The sequence below is a fragment of the Rhodococcus sp. AD45-ID genome (genome assembly GCF_003023755.1).
Lineage (GTDB): Bacteria > Actinomycetota > Actinomycetes > Mycobacteriales > Mycobacteriaceae > Rhodococcus_F > Rhodococcus_F globerula.
Genome location: NZ_PYHL01000002.1, coordinates 1,573,136 through 1,591,333 on the forward strand (window position 1 = coordinate 1,573,136; position 18,198 = coordinate 1,591,333).

Consider the following 18,198-nt stretch of genomic DNA (forward strand, 5'->3'; position numbering starts at 1 on the left):
CACTCGAGCTATTCTGTCGTTACCTATGTCTTCGAGGTGTCGGGAGTTGAGCTTTTCATCATGCAGCGTCGAAGTTTCTTGAAGGCGGCCGGTGTTGGCGCAGCGGTTGCCGCCACGACAACGGTGACGTCCACTGCCGTGAGCCACGCGACGCCGCGGCACACCCTCCCGATGGGCATGGACCACTACCGCAACCTCGTTCCCGAACTATTTGACCCCTCACCAGTCCCCCAGCAGCATTCGGAAGCCATTGTTATCGGCTCCGGATTCGGTGCCAGTGCCACCGCGCTTCGACTCGCGCAGAGCGGGACTCAGGTCACGGTATTGGAACGGGGACTTCGATGGCCTCATGATCCGTATCGCGAAATCCATACCTCGGACCTGCTCGCTGACGGCCGAGGCGTGTTTCGCCGGACGTCGTTCACCAACCTCACCGGGATTCCCGTTGCGTGCGATTACTTCAGTGGAGTTCTCGACGCCACCGATTACGAAAACATGTCGGTATGGCGCGGAGCCGCAGTCGGCGGCGGGTCCGTCATCTTTACCGGCGTGATGATCGCACCCGAACGTAGATTCTTCGACGCCGTGTTCGGCAACTCGTTGAACTACGACGAGATGTCCGCTACCTGGTACCCCAAGGTCCGCCAGATGTTGCGCCTGAGCCCGCTGCCCGAGGATCTCTACCGAACGGCGAACTTCGGGCATTCGCGTCGGTGGGATCAGGATGCCCGCCGTGCCGGCTTCGATCCGCATCGCATCGACGGCATCTGGAACTGGGACGTCGTTCGCTCCGAACTGAGCGGCGGCTCCCGCACGTCCGCAACCGTCGGCGACACCAACATGGGCAATTCCAACGGCGCAAAATTCGATCTCACTCAGAACTACATTCCTGCCGCTGAAGCCACGGGCAAGACCACGGTGTGCTTCGGGCATCAGGTGTTGAGCATCGGCCGCGAAAAGGACGGACGTTACGTTGTCGACGTCGAATCGAGTGATCCCACCGGCGCCGTGCTGACCAGGCGCACCATTACGTGCGATCGTCTTTTTCTCGGCGCTGGGTCGATCGGAACGTCCGAACTGCTTGTCCGCGCTCAGGCGACCGGCGCCCTGCCGAAGCTCAACGAACACATCGGTAAAGGGTGGGGCACCAACGGCGACGGCGCGATGGTGCGATCCTTAGGGTTCAGCGACGGCTCAGCGCAGGCAGCACCTTCCGCATCGCGCATCGTCGACGAAACGGGACTGCCTCTGTCTCTCGAGAACTGGCATGCGGCAGGAGTTCCGGTGAACATCGGCATGCTTGCCAGCCTGGGTATGACCCTCGATCCGCAGCGCGCCGATTTCAGCTTCGACACGCGCGCAGACCGTGTTGTTCTCAACTGGCCGCAAAATGGCAGCGCGGCCACGATCGAGGCCTTGCGAGCTGTGCAGAACAAAATGGCCTTTGCAGGTTCGACGCTGCCGTCGGCATTGCCGTTTGCGCAGGACGTCAACTGCTCGTTCACCGCGCATCCACTCGGCGGCGCAGTCTTGGGCAAAGCCACCGACGGTTACGGCCGGGTCAAGGGGTACGACGGTCTGTACGTCATGGACGGAGCGGCGATCCCCGGAAGCACAGGCACGGTCAATCCGTCGTTGACCATCACAGCTCTGGCCGAGCGAAACATCGCGGAGATCATCAACTCGAAGCGCTGAGGCGATCTACCTGCTGAACGGATGGTCCCGGACCCCGATCAGCACACGGCAATCAGGTGAGACCAGCCAGAAATTGTTGTCAGCCTGGATTTCGAACAGCCCTTCATCGATGCTGACCAGCGTCCGTGGGTCCCATTGCGCGAGGGACTGCCGAATTGTGGTGTCGACGTCGGAAGTCAGCGCATGGATACGCGCAAACGCCTGACGGACCCGCACCGTCAGATGCACGGAAGCCGGGTCGAAGGTGTTGGCAAAGTCCTCCGCCAACACCGGCGGACCGATTTCCGGGCGTGGCACTCCCGGACCGCCATGACTACGACCCGAGAAACGCGACTTGACCCCGCTCTTGACCTGCTCCCACGTCCGCTCACGGTGGATCGTCGAATATCCCGTAATCGTGCCTCGATCGGGCGAGAGCACGACGTCGAAACCGTTGCGCGAGAGCCGCAGGTAACCGCCACTCGACGGTCTGCGGGCAGACTTCAGCAGGAAATCCTCGAGCATGTTGCGCAGTTGCAACTCCGCTGCCCGCTCGTCTCCGCCGTGGTGGTAGCGAAAGCTGTCCGTGGCGCGCACCGTAACCCGCACGTCGTGGACATCCTCGAGCGAGATGTCGCCGACCGGCAAATCTCGAGACATGCGGATGTGTCTGGCCGTGCCGTGCGGAACACCGACCGATTCCGGGGCGCCCGAATGTTCGGCCCGCAAGAATCCGTCGCACTCGCCCGCGCGGCACCAACCGTCGACGTACTCGGTCTGGTTGGTGCAGCGGACGCCGTCCCGTCGGAAACGTGTGCAAACTGACATTCCGCCATTATGGGTCGAAGGACCGACAAACTCGGGTAACTACTCCCCTTCGAGCTCACCTTCAGTTTCGAGATACACCTGACGCAACCCGTCGAGCGTCTTCTGCTCCGGATGCTCCCACATCTTGCGCTCAGCAGCTTCGAGAAGTCGTTCGGCGATACCGTGCAATGCCCACGGATTGGACTGCGTCATGAACTTCTGGTTCTGCTCGTCCAAGACGTAGGTTTCGGCCAGCTTCTCGTACATCCAGTCCGCAACAACATTGGTGGTGGCGTCGTATCCGAAGAGGTAGTCGACGGTAGCTGCCATCTCGAACGCACCCTTGTAACCGTGACGACGCATCGCGTCGAGCCACCGCGGATTTACGACGCGAGCGCGGAACACGCGCGCCGTTTCCTCCGAAAGTGTCCGTGTGCGAACCGATTCCGGGCGGGTGCTGTCGCCGATGTATGCCTCGGGCGACTTTCCGGTCAGCGCACGCACGGTTGCGACCATGCCGCCGTGGTACTGGAAATAGTCGTCGGAATCCGCGATGTCATGCTCACGCGTGTCAGTGTTCTTGGCCGCCACGTTGATTCGACGGTACGCGCTGCGCATGTCGTCGGCGGCGGGGATCCCGTCGAGGCCGCGGCCGTACGCAAAGCCGCCCCACGTGGTGTACACATCGGCCAGATCGTCGTCGCCGCGCCACGTCTTGGAGTCGATGAGTTGCAGCAGACCAGCGCCGTAGGTTCCGGGCTTGGAGCCGAAAATACGCGTGGTTGCACGTCGCGCGTCTCCGTGTTCGGCGAGGTCTGCCTGGGCGTGGGCGCGGATGTAGTTCTGTTCATCCGTTTCGTCCAGCGCTGCGACCAACTGGACAGCGTCGTCGAGGAGCGCCAGGACGTGCGGGAAGGCGTCGCGGAAGAAGCCGGAGATGCGGACTGTGACATCGATGCGCGGGCGGCCGAGTTCTTCGAGGTCGATGACCTCGAGGTTGACGACGCGTCGGCTGGCTTCGTCCCAGACGGGGCGAACACCGAGGAGTGCAAACACTTCTGCGATGTCGTCGCCTGAGGTACGCATGGCGGCGGTACCCCACACGGACAGCCCCACCGAGCGCGGGTACTCACCGTGGTCGGCCAGGTAGCGGGCGGCAAGAGACTCCGCCATTGCCTGGCCGGTCTCCCACGCCAGTCGCGAGGGAACTGCTTTGGGATCGACCGAGTAGAAGTTGCGACCAGTGGGGAGCACGTTGATCAATCCGCGCAGCGGTGAGCCACTCGGGCCGGCCGCGATGAAGCCGCCGTCGAGCGCGTGCAGGACCTGCTTGATCTCGTTGTTCGTCTGTCGCAGGCGCGGAACCACCTCAGTGGCGGCGAACTGAAGGATCTTCACGACGGTGAGGTCGTCGCTGAGTTCTTCTGCGGCAGCAGGATTCCACTCGGCTTCCGACATCGCGCGGACCAGAGCGTGCGCCTTTTCTTCGATGTCGTCGACGCGATTACGTGATTCGTCGCCGTCTTCGCTGAGTCCGAGAGCCTCGCGCAGACCTGGGACGCTCTGCTCGCCGCCCCACATCTGGCGGGCGCGCAGCATTGCGAGGACCAGTTCGATTTCGGCGTCGCCCTCGGGTGCGCGGCCGAGAATATGCAGACCGTCGCGGATCTGGACGTCCTTGATCTCGCACAGCCAGCCGTCGACGTGCAGGAGCATGTCGTCGAACACGTCTTCTTCCGGGCGCTCGGCAAGTCCGAGGTCGTGGTCCATCTTGGCGGCCCGCATCAGGGTCCAGATCTGCTGGCGGATGGCCGGGAGCTTGGACGGGTCCAGCGCGGAGATGTTGGAGTGCTCGTCGAGTAGTTGTTCGAGGCGGGAAATGTCGCCGTAGCTTTCGGCGCGGGCCATCGGTGGGATCAGGTGATCGACGAGCGTCGCGTGGGCACGACGCTTTGCCTGTGTTCCTTCCCCCGGGTCGTTGACCAGGAACGGGTAGATGAGGGGCAGGTCACCGAGAGCGGCGTCGGTGCCGCAGTTGCTGGACATGCCGAGCGTCTTGCCTGGCAGCCATTCGAGGTTTCCGTGCTTGCCCAGGTGAACAACCGCGTCGGCACCAAATCCGCCGTTGTCCGGGGTTGCAGCGATCCAGCGGTACGCGGCGAGGTAGTGGTGGCTCGGCGGCAGATCCGGATCGTGGTAGATCGCGACGGGCTTTTCCCCGAATCCCCGTGGCGGCTGGACCATGAGCACGATGTTGTTGAATCGCAGTGCCGCGATGACGATTTCGCCGTCCGGGTCCTGCGAGCGATCGACGTACAGCTCGCCGGGCGCTTCGCCCCAGTGTTCTTCGACGCCGCTGCGCAGATCTTCGGGCAGGGTGGCGAACCACTCGCGGTATCGCGCCGCCGAAATACGGATCGGGTTGCCCTCGAGCTGCTCGACCGTGAGCCAGTCGGGATCCTGCCCGCCTGCGGCGATCAACGCGTGAATCAGCGCGTCGCCATCCTTGGCGGCCAACCCGGGAACCGAGTCCGGTCCGTCGATGGGTCCGAGATCGTAACCAGCGCTACGCATTTCGGTGAGCAGGTCGATTGCGCTGGCAGGTGTATCGAGGCCAACGGCATTGCCGATGCGAGCGTGCTTGGTGGGGTACGCCGACAGCATCAAGGCAACACGGCGCTCCGGTGTCGGAATATGACGCAACTTGCCGTGACGCACCGCGATGCCGGCCACGCGGGCTGCGCGCTCCGGATCAGGCATGTACGTGGACAGTCCGTCTGAATCGATTTCCTTGAACGAGAACGGCACCGTGATGATGCGTCCGTCGAATTCGGGGACCGCAACCTGCGTCGCGACATCGAGCGGCGACAATCCGTCGTCGTTGGCATCCCAGGTGGCGCGGCTGCTGGTCAGGCACAGTCCCTGCAAGATCGGAACGTCCAATGCGGCGAGCGCTGCCACGTCCCAGGCTTCGTCGTCGCCGCCCGCGGATGCTGTGGCCGGCTTCGTTCCGCCGGCCGCGAGAACCGTCACGACCATGGCGTCGGCGCGTCGGAGTGTGGTCAGCAATTCGGCTTCGGCGCTGCGCAGCGAGGCGCAGTAGATCGGGAGCGCGGTGCCGCCGGCATCGGCAATCGCGTCGCAGAGCGCCTGGACGTAGCGGGTATTCCCGGCGAGGTGCTGGGCGCGGTAGTAGAGAACCGCGATGACGGGACCACTGTTGTCGCTGATGTCGGGGGCAAATTCAGCGATTCCCCACGACGGCAGCCGCGTCGGGGCCTCGAAGCCGTGACCGGTGAGCAGCACCGTGTCGGACAGGAAATGGTGCAGCTGCGCCAGGTTGTCTGCGCCGCCCTCGGCCAGGTAATTGTGCGCTTCAGCCGCAACCCCCGGGGAGACAGTCGAGCACTCCATGAGGTCGGCATCAGGCGCGTGTTCGCCGCCGAGCACCACGACGGGCAGGCCGCTGGCCAGGACCATGTCCAGACCGTCTTCCCAGCTCCGACGGCTGCCGAGGATGCGCACGATCACAAGATCGACGCCGTCGAGCAAGCCGGGTAGATCCTCGGAAACCAGCAGCCTGGACGGGTTTGCCCAGCGATACGAAACGCCGTCTCCGTTGTCCTGGCTTGCGCGAGCGCTCAGCAGATCGGTGTCGGACGTCGAGAGCAGAAGAATCACAGGTGAAACCTTCCTGGGGTTTCGCGCCCCGTGAAAAAGATCTTTCATGGACAGCAGTTGAGGGTCTGACTCGTGTTTACGAACGGAAACACTTCCGCTTGTACACACTCACAGTGGCGCGACCGCACCGGAATCTCACCGGTTTCCTCACCTGCTGTCACTGGTTGACCGTGATGCTACCGGTCGCGGGTCCGTGCTCTGCACGGTCGTACCCTTGAACCATGTCCACAGACCGTTCTCAGCCAGACGCGTGCCCTGGAGCGCTGCAGGTCCACCAGGCCGCAGACGGCCCGTTGGCGCGCGTGCGCCTACCCGGCGGCGCTTTGGCTCCACACCAATTGCAAACGCTGGCCGAGGCTTCGCGCGACGTCGGCAACGGTCAGATGGAACTCACCTCACGTGGGAATATTCAGCTCCGAGCCGTCAAGGACCCCCGCGTATTCGCCGAACGGATCGCGTCCGCTGGTTTGCTCCCCTCGGCAACGCATGAGCGGGTTCGCAACATTCTGGCGTCGCCGCTGTCCGGCCGAATCGGGGGTGTCGCCGATGTGCGTGAGCTGGTTCGCACTCTTGACGCTGCGGTGCAGTCGAACCCCGCGTTGGCGCAGCTACCAGGGCGAATACTCTTCACACTCGACGACGGCCGCGGCGACATCAGCGGTCTGCACGGCGATTTCGGACTGCACGCCCACAGCGAATCCGAGCACTCACTCGTCCTCGCGGGGCATCGCACGAACCACCTTGTCCATGTCGACGACGCTGTGCCGATGCTCCTCGAGGCCGCGCACGCGTTCCTGAATCTTCGGGACAAGCACTGGCGACTTGCCGAAGTGCCAGACGGAATCGCTCGAACCATCGATCATCTGGGCCTTTCAGCGGAATTTGCCGGTGCCGTCGACCTCGCCCCGGATGCGGGGCCGTCGATCGGATGGCTCGAACAACGCGACGGAACCGTCGCATTAGGCGGCGGACTCCGCTTCGGACTCCTGGACGCACGGCTCGCCGAATTTCTCGCCGCCATCGAAAAACCCGTGGTCGTGACGCCGTGGCGCTCGATCATGATCTTCGATCTCGACGAAGGCGCAGCCGAGCAGGTGGTGCGAGTTCTCGCTCCGATGGGCTTGATCTTCGACGAGAATTCGCCGTGGCTCGACGTCACAGCCTGCACCGGAAGCCCTGGATGCGAGAAGTCGCTCGCCGATGTCCGGGCGGACGCCATCGAAGCGGTCGAGCAGAATTCACTACCGATCGAAGGGCGGCAGCATTGGGCGGGCTGTGACCGTTCCTGCGGGCGCCCCCGCGCGAAAGTAGCCGACGTGATTGCGACGACCGACGGTTACCGGGTGAATCAGGCCGATCGGTGATACCTCTATCCTGTGCCCCATGATCGAGTACATCCGTGACGGCGCAGAAATTTATCGCCAGTCCTTTGCCACAATTCGGGCTGAAGCCGACCTGAGCCGTTTTCCGGCGGATGTCTCGCAAGCTGTTGTGCGGATGATCCATGCGAGCGGTCAGGTCGATCTGGTCGACGACATCGCGTTCACACCGAACGTCGTCACCGTCGCGAGGGCTGCCCTGCGAGCGGGTGCGCCGATCTTCTGTGATGCGAACATGGTCGCCGCCGGCATTACCCGTAAGCGTCTGCCCGCCGACAACGACGTGATCTGCACACTGCGCGATCCGCAGGTTCCCTTGCTGGCGAACACAATCGACAACACACGCTCTGCGGCGGCTATCGAACTCTGGGGCCCGAAACTCGAAGGCGCCGTGGTCGCGATCGGCAATGCGCCGACCGCGCTGTTCCATCTCCTCAACCTGATCGAGGCGGGCGGACCGCGGCCTGCTGCTATCGTCGGCGGACCCGTGGGATTCATCGGATCCGCAGAATCCAAAGAAGCGCTGATCGGACACCCCAGCGGCATAGAACATTTGATACTGAGAGGCCGACGCGGCGGCAGTGCCGTCACCGCGGCTGTCGTCAATGCGATTGCGAGCGAACAAGAATGAGCGAAGGCAAGTTGTGGGGAGTCGGTATCGGACCCGGCGATCCGGAGTTGGTGACCGTCAAAGCTGCCCGAGTGATCGGCGAGGCCGACGTCATCGCATTCCATTCCGCGCGGCACGGTAAGAGCATTTCCCGCGGGGTTGCTGCTCCGTACATGCGCGAGGGCCAGATCGAGGAACACCTCGTGTACCCCGTCACGACCGAAACCATCGACCACCCCGGTGGATACCAGGGTGCGATGAACGAATTCTACGAAGCCGCAGCCGAAAGGTTGGCCGTCCACTTGGCCGCCGGACGCACTGTGGCACTACTCGCCGCGGGCGACCCACTGTTCTACAGCTCGTACATGCACATGCACAAACGCCTGGCGGATCGTTTCGAAGCCGAGGTCATCCCCGGTGTCACCTCCGTCAGTGCCGCGTCGGCCGCACTCGGAAAACCCCTGGTCGAAGGTGACGAAATCCTCACGATCCTGCCCGGAACCTTGCCGCAAGCGGAGCTCACGCGACGCTTGAAGGAAACAGACGCCGCAGCGATCCTCAAGTTGGGCCGCACCTTCCCGCCGGTTCTGCGCTCACTCGAGGACGCCGGCCGACTCGGCGAAGCGCACTATGTCGAGCGAGCCAGCACACCTCGCCAGCGCGTCGACGCTGCCGCCGACGTCGATCCAGCGGGCGTGCCGTACTTCTCCATCGCCATAGTTCCCAGCCCGTCGAACAATGCAGCGACGCGCGAAAACACCGCGGGTGAAGTGGTTGTCGTCGGCCTCGGACCCGGCGACACCGCATGGACCACACCTGAAGTGGCGCATGAACTTTCACTGGCCACAGACCTTGTGGGATACGGCCCGTACGTCGACCGCGTGCCAACCCGCCCCGGACAGCGCCGCCATTCCAGCGACAATCGCGTCGAAGCGGAGCGGGCAGCGATGGCCCTCGACCTCGCCAAGAACGGCGCCCGCGTGGCCGTCGTCTCGTCCGGCGATCCCGGTGTATTTGCCATGGCTGCAGCGGTACTCGAGGTGGCAGCCGAAGATCAGTGGAGCGGCGTTCCCGTCCGAATCCTGCCCGGCATGACAGCGGCAAATGCCGTGGCCAGCCGTGTCGGAGCCCCGCTGGGTCACGATTACGCCGTGCTCTCCCTCTCGGATCGGCTCAAGCCGTGGGAAGTGGTGTCGCGTCGAATCTCCGCGGTCGCCGCGGCAGATATGGCTTTTGCCGTCTACAACCCGGCGTCGAAATCCCGAACGTGGCAGGTCCAGGCCATGAAGGATTTGGTACTCGAGCACCGCTCCCCCGAAACCCCGGTCATCATCGGCCGCGATGTTGCCGGCGCGGAGGAATCGGTGCGCATCGTCACGCTCGGCGATCTCGAACCGTCCGAGATCGATATGCGCACGTTGCTGATCGTCGGATCGTCCATGACAAAGGTTGTGGATACCGGTTCCGGCCGACAGGTGTTCACGCCGCGTCGCTACCCCTAACCTGATTGTGAAGGATTTTGTTCGCTCAGCGAGCAAAATCCTTCACAATCACTGCGCGGATGTAGCGCCGGGTCACCCATCCCTGCACCAGACGCCCGATCGGAGCACCCAACCGCACCCACCAGGTACCGGGCTTGGAGAATGCCGTGATCTCGAGGCGAACCTGATTGCCGAGTTCGTCGAAATGGACAATGAACGACTCTTCACCGCACTCGGGATGACCACGGCGCGTGCCGTACGCAAATCCGGTCCGGTTCGGCTCGTCGACCACGTAAACAACGCGGACGGGCACTGATATCGGTCCGAAACCGAAAGTTGCGTCTTCGCCGGTCCTGGCGGTGTCACCGGCAGCTTTCACCGTCAATCCAGCGCCGCGATGCATCCCCCACGTCATGACAGTATTGGCCGCTGCCTCGAAATCGGCGCGGGTAGTACCGACCACCGCACGCTCGCGCACGTGGTGATAGCCAACGGGCAGTAGGCCACCTGTTGCTCCGATTTCGGAGTAGGTCAGCGGTTCCTGGTCCACGTCAGCAGTGTGGCACAGCTAGGCGGCAGCGGGTTCCCATCGCGCCTTCACGAGTCGGTCGATGTCACCAACGGCCGGCCCGGACACGATTCCCGGTAGGAGCAACTGCCACATCTCATCGACACGTTCGGTGAGATCAGTGCGCCGGGTGATCACGTTGGACACCAGTTGAACTCCGGTGAACGCAGCCGGAATGAATCGCCCCAAAGCGGCGACGTCCACCGACGGCTTGATCTGACCGCTGTCCTTCGCTTGCTGCACGAGTTCGGTGCACGCATTGATCCAGTCTGCGTACGGCTCGACGGGACCTTCGAATGTGCTCAGTTCCAAGGTCAATCGAATTCCGGCTCGGACGATGGGTTCCTCGACGATCTGCCGTGCCATCTCATGGGTGAGCATGACCGTTTTTTCGAGCGGAGTCGCCGACGTTGCGGATATCGCCTCGACCGACTCGATGGACATGCGGTGCTGTTCTGCGATGACAAACTGTGCCAGTTCGTCTTTCGATGCAAAGTGGAAGTACAGGGCGCCCTTCGTGGTGCCGGCGCCCTCCACGATGTCACTCATGCTTGTGCTGCCGTACCCGGTCTTTTCGAATTGTGCTGCCGCGCCGGCGACGATCTGCTGCCGCGTCAGCTCGGCGCGTGCTTGCTTGACCACGAGAACTCCTCTCTCACTCGAGGGTCCCCCGCAAACCCTCTTCCGGTTTGCACCCCAATCGGGCTATACCCAGAATGATCTCAACTCCCCCAACTAACCAGCAGTGAATTGTCAGAAAATATTTCGCAAATACATAACTCCAGGTGAGGGATGAATCACAGGTGAGATTCGATTCGTCCGGAGGCGCTTTCGTCGACCCGGGCACGGTCGACAAGCTCGCCGACCAGGGCGGTCAATTCCATCATCTGATGTGTAATCTCGTCTCGCAGTAGTGCTGTCTCGGCTTCCGACACAGTTCCGGAGGCGGTGTCGATCGACATCAACAGTTCGATATTCGTTCGCAATGCCGTCAGGGGTGCCAGCAAATCCTGTCCGGCATCAGTGATCAATCTACGCTGACGCGCCCGTGATTCCGACAGGGTGCCCAGCATTCGGTTGAAACTGACAGTCAGCGAGGCCAACTCGTCGTCGCCCGTGACCGGTATCGGTGTGAGATCGTCCGTTGCGGCAACACGTTGTGTCGCCGCGGTCAATCGTGCGATCGGCCGTAATCCTGTGCGCGCCACAGCATCTCCTGCGGCATAGGCCAACGCGATACCCGCGGCACCGAGCGCAGCCAGCACTACCGCAAGTCGCTTCAAGACGGAATTTGTCGGCCCGAGCGATTGCGCGACGATCAAAGTCTGACCCGCGACCGACGGCGTAACCAACACCCGATACGAATCCAAGGTCGCAATGGTGGACCCGGAAGCTTTGTGGGCCAGGGATTTGATTGCCTCACCGCTGGTACTGAATGGTGGCAATCCCGGTGTTGCCGTCACCAATGCTCCATCGGTCGTCACCAATCCGACAGCTTGGATCACTGCGGTATCGGCGCCGGCTGTCAGTCCCAAAACCGGTGTGACACCACCGAAGTTGACGGTATCGGCAATTGCGTCGGCTGTTCGCTCCAACTGACGATCGACGTTGCCTTGAAGGTAGGCGTTGAATACGAAATACACCGAAGCAGCAGACGCGATCACAGCAATCGCCACCAAGCCTGCAGTGAGTACTTTCACGCGGGCGTGGAGAGTCCGGACACGAATTGTCGAACGCTTCCGACGCCCGAGTGCGGGGACGGACACCCTCATAGGCACCCTCGGCGTGTTGGACCCGTTCCTGACATAGGTCCAGTATGTTCCGCGAACCTTAGACGAACCTGAACCGCGTGCCCCCGAACTTTCACGTAACTGTCGATTCGAGCCACGCTGCGGCGGCAGAAGGCGAGTTGAAGCTTTCCACGCCCTCCGGTGCCGGTGGGCGCTCCACCACGATCACCGGCAAGCCCAGTTGCCGAGCGGCAACAATCTTGGCGTACGTCTGGTCACCCCCGCTGCTCTTGGTCACTACAACGTCGATACCGCGGCGGCGCATGAGTTCGCGCTCCGATTCGACGTCGAACGGCCCGCGCGCCAGGATCAGTTCGTGGGGCGCAGGCATGGCGCCCGTCGGTGGATCAATGGACCTCACGAGAAAACTCACGCCGCTGACCTCGGCAAACGCAGAAACTCCCTGCCTACCAATGGTCAAGAACGCTCTAGTGCCCAACACAGGGACCAATTCCGCAGCATGGCTGAGATCGCGAGCCGGAAACCATCGGTCCTGTGGGTGCTGCGCCCACGACGGCCGCTGGCAGACAGCAAACGGAATCTCGCAGGTGCGAGCCGCCAGATGAGCATTAGCCGTGATGCGGGACGCAAATGGGTGCGTCGCGTCGAGCACGGCACGAATATCGTTTTCCGCTAACCACCCCGCGAGGCCCTCGGCGCCACCGAAGCCCCCGACGCGAACCTCGCCTTCAGGCCAGCGCGGGTCGCGGACTCGGCCGGCGAGCGACGTGACCACCTCGAGGTCCACCGAATCCGCGAGGCGGGCGGCAATCTCGCGTCCCTCGCCGGTTCCTCCGAGCACAAGAACGCGGGGGCGGGCGTTGTGCACGGTCAGTGTGTGACCCGCTCACGTGCGGCCGAGTACAGGTAACTATCCGGGAACCCCTCGGCCGTGAGCACGCGTCCGACGATGACTACGGCAGTCTTGGTGATGCCGGCCTCGTGAACCTGACGCACTATCGAACTCAACGTTCCACGCACCACGATCTCGTCGGGGCGCGACGCAAATGCGACCACCGCGACCGGGCAGTCGATACCGTAGTTCTCGGCAAGCTCGTCGGCGATCTGCTCGATGCGGTGCGCGCCGAGATGAATCACCATGGTCGAACCACTGCGTCCGAGTGACCGGAGATCCTCACCTTCGGGCATCGCTGTCGACAGCGTCGACACTCGGGTCAGCACGATGGTCTGCGATACGCCCGGAACCGTCAATTCACGGCCCAGTGCGGCCGCTGCCGCGGTAAACGCCGGAACACCCGGCACCATGTCGTATCGGACTCCGGCTGCGTCCAGCCGTCGCGCCTGCTCGGCTACCGCACTGAAGATCGACGGGTCACCGGAATGCAACCGCGCTACGTCGTGTCCCGCCGAATCCGCTGCCACGAGCAGCGCGGTGATCTCGTCGAGGCTCAATCGAGCGGTATCGACCACCTGCGCGCCGGCCGGGCAGTATTCGAGCAGTTCCGCGGGGACGAGGCTGCCCGCGTACAAGCACACCGGACTTGCCGCGATGATGCGCTGGGCGCGCACCGTGATCAAGTCGGCAGCACCGGGACCAGCACCGATGAAATGAACGGTCATTGAGCGTCTTCCTCTGTGTGATCGGCATCTGCACCGGCAGTTGCCTCCGTTTTTGTGACCGACCACTGCACGACGGGCAGTTGGGGTCGCCACACGTTGAATGTTCCCAAGGGCTCGGCCCGCTGGATCTGCAACCGACGCAGCGTGCCGCCGAATCGGGTGAACCACTCCAGGAGCAACGCTTCCGATTCTGCGGTAACGGCGTTGGCTACCAGTCTGCCGCCGGCCTCGAGGTGGTCCCAGCAGGCGTCGAGCATTCCGGGTTGCGTCACACCTCCGCCGATAAAGATGGCATCGGGTGTGCGAGTCACCTCGGCAAACGATTCGGGCGCGCGCCCGAGGACATCGAGGCTCGGCACACCCAAGGCCCGCGCATTACCCTCGATTTGGGAGATCCGCGATGCCGCCTGCTCGAATGACGTTGCGGTGCAACGTGGGTGGGTGCGCATCCATTCGATCGCGACAGTGCCAGACCCGCCGCCGACATCCCACAAGTATTCACCGGGAGCCGGGGCCAGCGCACAGATCGTCAGCGCGCGGATCTCCTGCTTCGTCATCTGACCGTCACCGCTGTATGCCGCGTCGGGCAATCCGGGCACGCGCGTCAGACGGTGCGGTGCGCCCGACACAACACATTCCACGGCAAGAACATTCAACGGGTCGACATCTGCGGCATCGACATCCCACTCGTCCGCCTGGGCAACGGTGCGTGATTCGTGCGCTCCACCCAACTGTCCGAGGACAGTGATCGTGGACCGACCGAAACCGGTGGAGGTCAGTATTTCTGCCACCTCGCCGGGTGTGGCCCTGCCGTTGCTCAGCACCAACAACCGCGCACCGTCGGTGACGGACGGCAAGACGGTGGTGGCGTCGCGGTTGACCAGGCTCACCAACTCCGCATCGGCCGACGCCCATCCCATGCGAGCACTCGCCAGAGCAATCGACGACGGGTGCGAGATCACCCGAAGTTTGTCAGCACCCAGCAGACGCACGAGTGTGGCGCCGATCCCGTGGAACATCGGATCGCCGCTGGCCAGCACGCAGATACGGCGGCCCGCGTGAGCGTCGAACAGTCCGGGGAGCGCTGAGAGCATCGGTGTGGGCCAGGCGATCCGATCGGCCGAGGAGCCGTCTACCAATGGGATCAGGTCCAGTTGACGCGAGGAACCCATCAACACCTGAGCGCCGAGCACAGCGCTCTTCGCCGAGTCCGACAAGCCCTCCCAACCGTCAGCGCCGAGACCGACGACAACAACGGGTTCGTCGGCGGTCATCGCGGCATCCGCCGCCAGATCGATTGTGGGAGAAGTCGCATCATGAAGAAAACTGGTTGGAGGATTCGCGGAACCCACACCCGCGTTGCGCCGGACTGCAATCCCCGAACTACCGCGTCGGCGACCTGCGCCGGTGTGCTCGACATCGGCGCCGGCTTCATGCCCTCGGTCATCGAGCCGATCACAAAACCAGGCCGAACAAGCAGTAGTTGAATTCCGCTGCCGTGCAACGCATCTCCGAGGCCGCTGGCAAAGCCGTCCAGGCCGGCCTTTGCAGAACCGTAGACGTAATTTGCGCGGCGCACCCGGACACCGGCCACGGACGAGAAGACAGCGATCTTGCCGCGGCCTTGTCGCTTCATCAAGTCCGCGAGAAGAGTCAGGATGCTGACCTGCGCCACGTAATCGGTGTGAACAATTGCAACGGCATGAGCGGCGTCGGTTTCCGCGCGGGCCTGATCACCCAGGATTCCGAACGCCAGCACCGCGACGTCGATCCGGCCGTGCGCTCGGGCAACCTGTGCGAGGAAGTCTGCATGAGTGTCGGTTGCATCGGCATCGAATTCGACGGCTGTCACGGCTAGGGCGCCCGCGTCCGTCAACATCGTGCGTTGCTGTTCGAGGTCGTTGCTGCGCCGCGCCGCCAGCACGATTCTTCTGCCGGGGGCCAACCGGACGGCAATCTCCAGACCGATTTCGCTTCGCCCTCCCAGCAGGAGGACCGTCTCGGCATCTTCAGTGTTCGCACCCGCAGTCACTGCACCAGTGTCCTCGATTACCGTCGTGGCATGACCATCACCCCCTCCGCACCCGCCGCGCTCTCCGACGACGGTCTGGCGTTCGTGCGCGAATACCATCTCGCCACCCTGACAACTCTGCGCCCGAACGGCACACCGCACGTCGTGGCCGTGGGATTCACGTGGGATCAGGAAGCAGGAAAAGCACGTGTCATCACCAGCGGCGGATCACAGAAAGCCGTCAACGCCGCCCGGGGTGGTTACGGCGCCATCAGTTCTGTCGACGGTGGACGCTGGCTCACCCTCGAAGGTCCGGCGCGCGTGCTCGACGACCCTGAATCCGTGGCCGACGCCGTTCAGCGCTACGCCGAGCGGTACCGCCAGCCACGGATCAATCCGGCGCGGGTGGTCATCGAAATCGACGTCACCCGCATTCTGGGAACGGCCGCATTCAAACCTGCGGCCGAAGAGCTGACCAGCTAAAGGATCGTCAAACCGTGCGGACGGTTGTTGAACGACTCGCAACCGTCCGCGGTGACAACAACGATGTCCTCGATCCGGGCACCCCAGTTGCCCCGGAAATAGATTCCCGGTTCGATGCTGAAAGCCATACCCTCGGCCAGTTCGATGCTGTTGCCCTCCACGATGTACGGCTCCTCGTGGACCGACAAGCCGATCCCGTGGCCTGTGCGGTGAACGAACACCTCGGCCAACCCTTGTGCAGCGAGCACGTCGCGCGCAGCGGCATCCACGAATTCCGCCGACACGCCGGGGCGAACAGAGTCCACAGCCGCCTGCTGAGCCGCTTCGAGCACGGCAAACTGGGCAGCAACCTCGATTGACGGCTTCCCCATGCTGTACGTGCGAGTGGAATCGGAGTTGTATCCGGGCTCCACCGGCCCGCCGATGTCGATCACCACAATGTCGCCGTTCTCGATCACACGATCGGACACCTCGTGATGCGGATCGGCGCCGTGCGGACCCGACCCCACGATGACAAATGCCGCCTCGGTGTGACCTTCCTCGAGAATCGCTGCTGAAATCGCCTCGCCGACTTCGGCTTCCGTCCGTCCCACAACGAGAAACTCGGCCATCCGTGCATGCACACGGTCGATGGCCTGACCGGCGCGACGGAGCGCGTCGACCTCCGCGGCGTCCTTGACCATCCGCAGCTCACGCAGCACGCCCGTAGCCAGAATCGGCAACGAACCAACAGCGTCGGCCAACGGAATCAAATGCAGCGCAGGCATCGCATCCGTGACCGCGACCTTCGCGCCCGTCGGCAATTGACCAGCGACAATGGCATACGGATCAACACCGTCCACCCAGTCCAGCACGTCGAGGCCAAGATCCCCGACCGCTGATTCCTTCAACGACGCCAGTTCCAGCCGAGGAAGCACCACCGACGCCCTTGCTCCGTCGGCAGCGATCACCAGGGCCGTCAACCGTTCGAACGAATCCGCTCGGGAGCCCGTCAGATAGCGCAAATCCGGCCCCGGCGTGACCACAAGACCGTCCAGACCAGCCGCGCTCGCCAACTCCGCGGCGCGGGCAATACGAGATTCGTAGACGGCTGAGGGGAAACGTGAACCATATTCGGCGGGAGAGGTCATGGCTTCCAGATTAGTGCCGACTGGCAGGATGGTGACCATGAGTGGGCCTTTGCTTCTCCTTGACGGTGCCAGCCTGTGGTTTCGTGCGTTCCACGCACTGCCTGAGTCCTTTGTCGGCGATGACGGCAGACCCGTCAACGCAGTCCGCGGATTCACCGACATGGTCGCGTCGCTGATCACCAAGCACCAACCGAGTCGCCTCGCCGTCTGCCTGGATCTGGATTGGCGGCCGCAGTTCCGCGTCGACGCCATCCCCACCTACAAAGCTCACCGCGTTGCCGAGGGATCCGACGGCTCGTCCGAGGAAGTGCCGGACACCCTCACCCCGCAGGTCGACATGATCATGGATGTTCTTGCGGCAGCGGGAATCGCCACCGCCGGCGCGGTCGGTCTCGAAGCCGACGACGTCCTGGGCACGCTTGCCGCCACCGAGCGTGACGATCTCACCGTCGTCGTAAGCGGAGATCGCGACCTGTTGCAGGTTGTCACCGACGACTACGTTCCCGTTCGCGTCCTGTACGTCGGCCGCGGCTTGGCTAAAGCCGAACTTTTCGGGCCGGCCGAGGTAGCCGAGAAATACGGTGTGCCCGCCGACCGCGCCGGCGACGCCTACGCGGAACTGGCTGCGCTGCGCGGAGATTCGTCCGACGGACTTCCTGGCATCAAGGGGGTCGGCGAAAAGACCGCGTCGACGCTCATGCTCAGGTATGGATCGCTCGCCGGAATCCGCGCGGCTGCCGAAGATCCCGAATCCGATATGGCGAAAGGTCTGCGAGCGAAACTGACGTCGCCCGAAGCGAAGGCGTACCTCGACGCCGCGTTACCCGTTGTGCGTGTCGTGCGTGACGCGGATGTGCAGTTCTCGAGGTCCGACGTACTTCCCGACGCACCGGTTGATCAAGCCCGCTTCGACGAACTGGCTGAAACCTTGAGAATCGAGCGTTCGGCCGGCCGTCTTGCCGCGGCACTCAAAGCTGCGGCAAGCCGACCGGCTGACAACTGA

General features: G+C 63.3%; 16 protein-coding genes and 1 riboswitch. Of the genes, 6 read left to right on the forward strand and 10 right to left on the reverse strand.

Annotation, left to right across the window (positions count from 1 at the left end):
* The first annotated feature begins 60 nt into the window (after positions 1-60).
* Positions 61-1,695, forward strand: a complete 1,635-nt coding sequence (locus tag C7T36_RS23430; protein WP_045068151.1) for a GMC oxidoreductase — start codon at positions 61-63, stop codon at positions 1,693-1,695.
* Positions 1,696-1,701: 6 nt separating this feature from the next.
* Here the strand turns inward: C7T36_RS23430 and C7T36_RS23435 are convergent, their stop codons facing one another.
* Together C7T36_RS23435 and cobN are read right to left on the reverse strand one after the other, a co-directional pair.
* Complete coding sequence (locus C7T36_RS23435; protein ID WP_045067815.1) at positions 1,702-2,502, reverse strand: hypothetical protein; 801 nt, start codon at positions 2,500-2,502, stop codon at positions 1,702-1,704.
* Positions 2,503-2,541: 39 nt separating this feature from the next.
* Complete coding sequence (cobN, locus tag C7T36_RS23440) at positions 2,542-6,162, reverse strand: cobaltochelatase subunit CobN (RefSeq protein ID WP_045067816.1); 3,621 nt, start codon at positions 6,160-6,162, stop codon at positions 2,542-2,544.
* 63 nt (positions 6,163-6,225) lie between these two features.
* Positions 6,226-6,309: riboswitch (cobalamin riboswitch) on the reverse strand.
* A 74-nt stretch (positions 6,310-6,383) separates the two neighbouring features.
* Between cobN and cobG the strand changes: the two genes are divergently transcribed.
* Genes cobG through cobJ form a run of 3 tightly spaced genes read left to right on the forward strand, consistent with a single transcriptional unit; the run spans position 6,384 to position 9,653 of the window.
* Positions 6,384-7,526 (forward strand): precorrin-3B synthase, encoded by a 1,143-nt coding sequence (cobG, locus tag C7T36_RS23445; protein ID WP_045067817.1) that lies wholly within the window; start codon positions 6,384-6,386, stop codon positions 7,524-7,526.
* A gap of 19 nt (positions 7,527-7,545) precedes the next feature.
* Positions 7,546-8,172: a precorrin-8X methylmutase gene (locus C7T36_RS23450; RefSeq protein ID WP_033231973.1), complete on the forward strand. Its 627-nt coding sequence runs from the start codon at positions 7,546-7,548 to the stop codon at positions 8,170-8,172.
* Positions 8,169-9,653 (forward strand): precorrin-3B C(17)-methyltransferase, encoded by a 1,485-nt coding sequence (gene cobJ, locus C7T36_RS23455; RefSeq protein WP_045067818.1) that lies wholly within the window; start codon positions 8,169-8,171, stop codon positions 9,651-9,653. The genes C7T36_RS23450 and cobJ overlap by 4 nt, the downstream gene beginning before the upstream one ends.
* 25 nt (positions 9,654-9,678) lie before the next feature.
* Here the strand turns inward: cobJ and C7T36_RS23460 are convergent, their stop codons facing one another.
* From C7T36_RS23460 to C7T36_RS23490, 7 genes are all read right to left on the reverse strand, one after another.
* Positions 9,679-10,182 (reverse strand): DUF1990 domain-containing protein, encoded by a 504-nt coding sequence (locus C7T36_RS23460; RefSeq protein WP_239654738.1) that lies wholly within the window; start codon positions 10,180-10,182, stop codon positions 9,679-9,681.
* 18 nt (positions 10,183-10,200) lie between these two features.
* Positions 10,201-10,842, reverse strand: coding sequence for a ScbR family autoregulator-binding transcription factor (locus C7T36_RS23465; protein WP_033231970.1), 642 nt, complete (start codon positions 10,840-10,842; stop codon positions 10,201-10,203).
* Positions 10,843-10,997: 155 nt separating this feature from the next.
* Entirely contained in the window at positions 10,998-11,900 is a 903-nt protein-coding gene (locus tag C7T36_RS23470; protein WP_230590022.1) for a HAMP domain-containing protein, read from the reverse strand.
* A gap of 163 nt (positions 11,901-12,063) precedes the next feature.
* Positions 12,064-12,819, reverse strand: coding sequence for a cobalt-precorrin-6A reductase (locus tag C7T36_RS23475; RefSeq protein WP_033231969.1), 756 nt, complete (start codon positions 12,817-12,819; stop codon positions 12,064-12,066).
* Positions 12,820-12,821: 2 nt separating this feature from the next.
* Complete coding sequence (gene cobM / locus C7T36_RS23480; protein ID WP_045067821.1) at positions 12,822-13,571, reverse strand: precorrin-4 C(11)-methyltransferase; 750 nt, start codon at positions 13,569-13,571, stop codon at positions 12,822-12,824.
* Entirely contained in the window at positions 13,568-14,845 is a 1,278-nt protein-coding gene (locus C7T36_RS23485) for a bifunctional cobalt-precorrin-7 (C(5))-methyltransferase/cobalt-precorrin-6B (C(15))-methyltransferase (RefSeq protein WP_045067822.1), read from the reverse strand. Before C7T36_RS23485 ends, cobM begins: the two co-directional genes overlap by 4 nt.
* A complete protein-coding gene (locus tag C7T36_RS23490) occupies positions 14,842-15,603 on the reverse strand; it encodes an SDR family NAD(P)-dependent oxidoreductase (RefSeq protein WP_045067823.1) in 762 nt (253 codons plus the stop codon). The genes C7T36_RS23485 and C7T36_RS23490 overlap by 4 nt, the downstream gene beginning before the upstream one ends.
* Positions 15,604-15,633: 30 nt before the next feature.
* On the opposite strand from C7T36_RS23490, the gene C7T36_RS23495 reads away from it, so the two are divergent.
* Positions 15,634-16,065 (forward strand): PPOX class F420-dependent oxidoreductase, encoded by a 432-nt coding sequence (locus tag C7T36_RS23495; protein WP_033231965.1) that lies wholly within the window; start codon positions 15,634-15,636, stop codon positions 16,063-16,065.
* Here C7T36_RS23495 and C7T36_RS23500 read toward each other — a convergent pair.
* Complete coding sequence (locus tag C7T36_RS23500; protein ID WP_045068153.1) at positions 16,062-17,195, reverse strand: Xaa-Pro peptidase family protein; 1,134 nt, start codon at positions 17,193-17,195, stop codon at positions 16,062-16,064. The two genes, C7T36_RS23495 and C7T36_RS23500, sit on opposite strands and share 4 nt — an antisense overlap.
* A 37-nt stretch (positions 17,196-17,232) precedes the next feature.
* Between C7T36_RS23500 and C7T36_RS23505 the strand changes: the two genes are divergently transcribed.
* Positions 17,233-18,198 carry a 5'-3' exonuclease gene (locus C7T36_RS23505; RefSeq protein ID WP_045068155.1) on the forward strand — a complete coding sequence of 322 codons (966 nt, stop codon included), beginning with the start codon at positions 17,233-17,235 and terminating at the stop codon, positions 18,196-18,198.

What these genes read in the sequence shown, in the direction of transcription:
- C7T36_RS23495 (WP_033231965.1), top strand. Translation starts at nt 15,634, where the DNA reads ATGACCATCACCCCCTCCGCACCCGCCGCGCTCTCCGACGACGGTCTG.
- C7T36_RS23500 (WP_045068153.1), bottom strand. Translation starts at nt 17,195, where the DNA reads ATGACCTCTCCCGCCGAATATGGTTCACGTTTCCCCTCAGCCGTCTAC.
- C7T36_RS23485 (WP_045067822.1), bottom strand. Translation starts at nt 14,845, where the DNA reads ATGACCGCCGACGAACCCGTTGTTGTCGTCGGTCTCGGCGCTGACGGT.
- C7T36_RS23435 (WP_045067815.1), bottom strand. Translation starts at nt 2,502, where the DNA reads ATGTCAGTTTGCACACGTTTCCGACGGGACGGCGTCCGCTGCACCAAC.
- cobG (WP_045067817.1), top strand. Translation starts at nt 6,384, where the DNA reads ATGTCCACAGACCGTTCTCAGCCAGACGCGTGCCCTGGAGCGCTGCAG.
- C7T36_RS23450 (WP_033231973.1), top strand. Translation starts at nt 7,546, where the DNA reads ATGATCGAGTACATCCGTGACGGCGCAGAAATTTATCGCCAGTCCTTT.
- cobM (WP_045067821.1), bottom strand. Translation starts at nt 13,571, where the DNA reads ATGACCGTTCATTTCATCGGTGCTGGTCCCGGTGCTGCCGACTTGATC.
- C7T36_RS23430 (WP_045068151.1), top strand. Translation starts at nt 61, where the DNA reads ATGCAGCGTCGAAGTTTCTTGAAGGCGGCCGGTGTTGGCGCAGCGGTT.
- cobJ (WP_045067818.1), top strand. Translation starts at nt 8,169, where the DNA reads ATGAGCGAAGGCAAGTTGTGGGGAGTCGGTATCGGACCCGGCGATCCG.
- C7T36_RS23505 (WP_045068155.1), top strand. Translation starts at nt 17,233, where the DNA reads ATGAGTGGGCCTTTGCTTCTCCTTGACGGTGCCAGCCTGTGGTTTCGT.